The sequence below is a fragment of the Cognatilysobacter lacus genome (genome assembly GCF_008274655.1).
Classification (GTDB): Bacteria; Pseudomonadota; Gammaproteobacteria; order Xanthomonadales; family Xanthomonadaceae; genus Cognatilysobacter; species Cognatilysobacter lacus.
Map to the genome: position 1 here is coordinate 1 of NZ_VTRV01000172.1, position 5,458 is coordinate 5,458.

Consider the following 5,458-nt stretch of genomic DNA (forward strand, 5'->3'; position numbering starts at 1 on the left):
GTGCGAGCGTGTCGGCGAGGACGCCGGCGGGCCACGCTTCGCGCTGCACGTCGAGCCCGCGCCCACCGACGTCGCCAGCCGCGACGTCGCCACGTCGGTGGCTGCGCTCAATGCCGCGGTCGAGTCGGTCGCGCGGCGCGATCCCGCGCAGTACCAGTGGACCTACAAGCGCTTTTCGCTGCAGCCCGATGGCGGCAACCCGTACTGGCCGGACTGCTACTGACGTCCGATCGGGTGCTCCTGACGGCAGGGTGCCGGCCAATGCACGAGCGCAATCGAAACCTGCGCTTCGGCGCACCATCTAGGTTCTACCGCTGCGCCCCAAGCACCCGCAGGCGCGAACAGCGATCAGCGAGGTGACACGGAGCAGCCGAGATCGATGCCGGCCTCGCGCGCCACGTCCATCAACATCGTTTCGTACCCCGATGCCATGCGTTCGCGGCTGTAGCACGTCGTCGCCGTAGTACGGGCCGCGGCGCCCAGGCGCGCCGCGAAGGCATCGTCGCGCAGCAACCGCTCGAGCGCATCGGCGAGTGCCTGTGGGTCGCCCTCCGGCACCAGCAGGCCGTCGACGCCGTCGTGCAGCGTCTCGCGCACACCTGGCACGGCGCTCCCGATCACCGCGCAGCCCGCGGCCATGCCTTCGATCAACGCCAGCGGCATGCCTTCGTAATGCGTGGAAAGCACGCAGATGCGATGACGCATCAGCAAGGTCGGCACGTCGCGATGCAGGCCGAGGAACCTCACCTGCGACTGGAGCCCGAACTCGCGTACCAGGCTCTCGACCGGCTCACGATGCGCGGGCTTTCCGGCCCCTGCGAAAAGCAGCGGCGGCGCGAGCCCGCGGTCGCGAAGCAGCGCGACCGCGCGCACCAGCGTGGCGTGGTCCTTCTGCTTCGAAAAGCGCGCGACCATCACGATCCCGGCCTCCCGCGAGGCGAGCGGATGTGCGTCCGCATCCGCGAACGGCTCGACGCGGATGCCGTTGGCGATCGCGACCGTGCGCTTGGCCGGCATGCCCATGTCGAGCAGCACCTGTCGAACGCCTTCCGAGCAGCCGACGATGCGCGCCGTGCGACGCGCGAGCCAGCGCGACTGCGCGAGCCGCCAGCGCGTATAGCGCTCGCGCGTGTTGTGCTCGACGTGGACCAGCGCGGGCACGCCAGCGAGCAGGCCCGCGTAACGGCCCCAGAGGTGCTCGGAGAAGCCGTGTGCGACCAGCACGTCCGGTTTCCAGCGACGACACAGGGCGACGAGCGAAGCGATGGTGGCCACATGCGACCAGCCGGGTACCAGCTCGAGCGGAACACCAGCCGTGCGGAGCTCCTCAACGCGCGCCGGATCGGTACGCCGCTTGCGGCGCAACACCAGCAGCGGCTCGATCGCGTCGCCGGCACGCTGCGCATTCACTAGCGCGATCGCGACCTGCGTGGCGCCGCCCGAGAAGCCCCCCGTTACGAAATGGGCAACGCGCAGCCGCCTCGAACTCACCGCGCGAGCCAACCCAGGCGACCCAGGTAGTAGCGCGTGCGCAGCCGGCGCATGTGCCAGCCACGACGACCATACGCCGACAGCACACTCTCCACGCCGCCCGGGAACATGGCCTGCAGGCTTTGTGCGCACAGCCTTCGCGCATCCGGCTGCTCCGCTAGAAGCCCGCGATCGAAACGCCTCGCGAGCGACGCGTATGTCTTCAGGCAGAAATAGTCGACGGCGAAGCGCCCGCGCTCGTCGAGTTCATAGTCACCCTCCGTGATCGCCGCATGCAGCTCGACCACCGCGCGGTTGAGGTGTTCGAGCTTGTCGGGCGACATGCTGCGCATGATCGAACCGGGGCGCTGGCGATAGCCGATCCATGGCTCGGGTGCGTAGTAGAAGGTTCGCGACAGCGCGAACAGGGGCGGCATCGCGGCGATGTCCTCGAAGTAGCGGCCCTCCGGAAAGTGCACGTGCTCCCAGATGCAGCGCCGGGCGATCTTCGACCACACGTGCAGCTGCCCCTGCGAGAGCACGCCTTCGATCAGCACCGAGCGGTCCCGGAGCAGCGTGCGCGCCGGTCCGTGGAAGGTACGGCGGTGCAGCTCGCCACGCAGCCGATGCTTCAGACGGAACGGCGAACGCACGAGGCGGTAGTCGCAGAGCACCAGGTCCGGCGCGTGCGCGTCGATGATCGCGCGAAGCGAGGCGAGCGCGCCGTCGCAGAGCAGGTCGTCGGAATCAACGAACCACAGATAGTCGCCGCGCGCGTTCGCGATCAGCGTGTTGCGCGCGCACGAAACGCCGCGATTTAGGTCGTGCGCGATCACGCGCACCACGCCCGGATGCGCGGCTTGCAGCTCGCGCGCGAGTTCGACCGAGCCGTCCGTCGAGACATCGTCCACCAGCACGATTTCGATGCCGCCAACGCCCTGCGCGAGGATCGAGTCGACGCAGGCGCCCAGCCACGGCCGCACGTTGTAGACCGGCAGCAACAGGCTGAGCCAGGGTGCAGGTCGGGGCGCGTCGGGATCGGTCACGTCGGGCATCCTGCCGGGAGGCGAGCGAAGTCTACCGGCGCGGCGCAGCGGGGCAGGCGGCCGAGGCGACGAGCGGCAGCAGCCACCATTCGCGACGGTTGCTGTGCCCCACGAAGATGCCGGCGCGGCGGTCGATGCACGGCGCCAGCGCATCGTCCTCGAGCATCAGCCAGCGCTGCGTCGGCGCGGCACGCTGCCATGCGAGCGCGTCGGCGAACTGCGCGGCTACGTCGCGGGTAAAACCGAACGTGCGTGCAGGCCGGTCTGCCATCAACAGGTTCTGCTCCTTCCACGCGACCAGTGCAAGCTCGTCGGTCGGCCGCATGTTCATCGCGGCGCGCTGCATCACGCCGCGCGCCGAGCTCGCGTCATTGAGCAGCGGCTGCGCGACCAGGCCGACGAGCAGCCACAGGCCTGTGAGCGTGGCCAGCAACGCGGCTACGCCCCGCCTCGGGCCGAACAGCAACAGCGCGGCGACGCCCCACGCTGCGAGCGCCAGCAACACGCGGCCGAGCGCGTCGGCGCCGCCCGCGAAGATGCTTCGTCGAGCTGCGCCTCGAACGACGGATGCCCGAACACGACCATTGCGCCGGCCGCCGTCGCCAGCAACGTCATCAGCGCGGCCAGGCCGAATGCGAGACGGCGTGCGCCGGGCCGCTCGACTGCGCGCGGCAGCCACGGCCCGAGCGCGACACAGAACAGCGGCAGCGCCGGCAGGATGTAGACCTCGCGCTTGCCGGCGCTGAGGGTGAAGAACAGCACGATCAGCGCGACGCCGCCGAGCAGCACGGCAAGGCGCGCATCGCGCTGGCGCAACGCGTCGCGCCACCCGCGCCACACCCACGGCACCGCGAGCACGGCCGGCAGCCATTGCGTCGCGATCACGACGACGAAATACCAGGCCGGCTGGCGGTGATGCCACGGATCGGCATAGCGTCTGGCCGTTTGCCGGAGCAGGATGTTGTCGGCGTACGCATGCAGCGCCGGATCGCTGCTGTGCGCAACGGTCCACAACATCGGGGCCAGCCACAGCGCGATCGGTAGCAGCAGCGCGACGGGTGCCAGCCACGTCGCCGGGCGCCGCCAGCCCATCGCGTTGACGCCGATCCAGCCGCGAGCCTGCGCGATCGCGGCGGGCACGAGGAACAGCAGCGCGATGACGCCGACGCCCTTGGTGATCACGCCCAGCCCGGCGGCGAACCAGCCGACATACCACCAACGCAGGACGGGGCCGCGGAGCACGTGGCGCAACAGGCCGTACACCGATAACACCACCCAGAACACCAGCAACGGATCGATCTGGGCGCGCCGTGCCTGGAAGGTAAACGCGAAGGTGAAAAGCAACGCCCACGCCGCGTATGCGCCCGCGCTGCGCTCGTAAAGCCGCGTACCGAGGTCACGCACCAGCCACAGCGTACCGATCGACGCCAGCAGCGATGGCAGCAGGAACGCGACGCGCAGGTTCCCCAGGAGCGTCAAGGCGATCGCCTGCAGCCACATGAACAGTGGCGGTTTGTCCGCGTAGAGCTCGCTGCCACGCATCGGGAACAGCCACTGATGGCTTTCCACCATCTGCTTCGCGACCAGTGCGAAACGCGGTTCGTCAGCCGGCCAGGGATCGCGCAGCCCGAGCCCGGCGCCGAGTACGACAAGGGCCACGAGCCAGAACAGCCATCGCTCGCGGGATTCGGCGGTCTTCAACATGGCGGCGATCATAGCGACAGGCGCTGCGGGTTCGGCCTGGGGGCGCTCAGGCTAGCCATGTCGGTACTACCCACGGCGGCGACACACGAGCGGCGACACACGAGCGGCGAAGCATCGCCACGCTCACTGCGCGGCACGTCTTCGGCCCGGCCGGGGCGGCCCCGTGCTGCAGATTCGCTGCATCGGAAGCGCGGCCTCAGGCGACGGATGCCTTGCGCAACCGCGCATAGAAGAACCCGTCGCGGCCGCGCTCGCCCGGCAGCACCTGTCGGCCTGCGCCGGACTCGCGACCGAAGCGGTCGTCGAGCGGCTCCGCGCGCGCATCCGGCGTTCTCGCGAGGAAGGCGGCGACCTGCCGATCGTTCTCGTCGCGCAGGATCGAGCAGGTCGCGTAGACGAACACGCCGCCCGGTGCCAGCGTGGTCCACAGGGCATCCAGCAAGCGCGCCTGCAATGCGAGCAGCGCGACCAGGTCGCTCTCACGACGATGCAGCACCACGTCGGGTTGGCGACGCACGATGCCCGTGGCCGAACACGGCGCATCAAGCAGCACCGCGTCGAACCCCGTGCCGTCCCACCACGCGGCGACGTCGGCGGCATCCGCGGCCAGAAGGCGCGCGCTGTCGAAGCCGAGGCGTCGCAATGCATCGCCGACCTGCGCAAGCCGCGACGGATCGACGTCGATCGCGGTCACGGCGAGCGACGGATCGCGTTCGAGCAGGTGAGTGGTCTTGCCGCCGGGCGCCGCGCAGGCGTCGAGCACGCGGGCGCCGGCCGGTGGATCGAGCGCGTCGGCGACGGCCTGCGCCGAGGCATCCTGCACGGTGACGACACCGACATCGAAGCCCGGCAGCGTGGCCACCGCGACCGGCTGCGCAAGGCGCAGCGCATCGGGAAGGTCGGCGTCGACGAGCGCTTCGGCCCCGATATCGGCAAGGCGCGCGAGGTAGTCGTCGCGCGTCGTGCGCAGCCGGTTGACGCGCAGCCACATCGGCGGCATGCGCAGGCTGGCGTCGAAGATCGTATCGACGTCGTCCGGCCAGTCGGCTTCGATGCGCGTGCGCAGCCAGCCGGGCCAGTGCGCGCGCGGGTCGCCCGCCGGGATGCCTTCGCGGATGGCACGTCGCAGCAGTGCGTTGGCGAGGCCGGAGCGATGGTCCTGTCCGATCGCGCGCATCGCCTCCACCGTGGCCGCCACCGCGGCATGCGCGGGCAACGCGAGCGGGTCGATCTGCGCG

4 protein-coding genes and 1 pseudogene are annotated in these 5,458 nt (G+C 70.2%); 1 reads left to right on the forward strand and 4 read right to left on the reverse strand.

The window, feature by feature from the left end:
- A partial coding sequence (locus tag FW784_RS12320) for an LpxL/LpxP family acyltransferase (RefSeq protein ID WP_484482018.1) occupies positions 1-223 on the forward strand: 223 nt, incomplete at its 5' end.
- Positions 224-348: 125 nt separating this feature from the next.
- On the opposite strand, the gene FW784_RS12325 is transcribed toward FW784_RS12320, so the two are convergent.
- The 4 genes and pseudogenes from FW784_RS12325 to rsmB form a co-directional block, all read right to left on the reverse strand.
- The gene (locus FW784_RS12325) at positions 349-1,491 is read right to left on the reverse strand and encodes a glycosyltransferase (RefSeq protein WP_149353633.1); all 1,143 of its coding nucleotides are present in this window, start codon (positions 1,489-1,491) and stop codon (positions 349-351) included.
- Positions 1,488-2,516, reverse strand: a complete 1,029-nt coding sequence (locus FW784_RS12330; protein WP_187770799.1) for a glycosyltransferase family 2 protein — start codon at positions 2,514-2,516, stop codon at positions 1,488-1,490. Before FW784_RS12330 ends, FW784_RS12325 begins: the two co-directional genes overlap by 4 nt.
- Before the next feature lie 31 nt (positions 2,517-2,547).
- Positions 2,548-4,220: pseudogene (locus tag FW784_RS12335) on the reverse strand (ArnT family glycosyltransferase).
- Positions 4,221-4,416: 196 nt separating this feature from the next.
- Positions 4,417-5,458: 16S rRNA (cytosine(967)-C(5))-methyltransferase RsmB (gene rsmB / locus FW784_RS12340; protein WP_149353636.1), on the reverse strand; the 1,042-nt coding region annotated here is incomplete at its 5' end.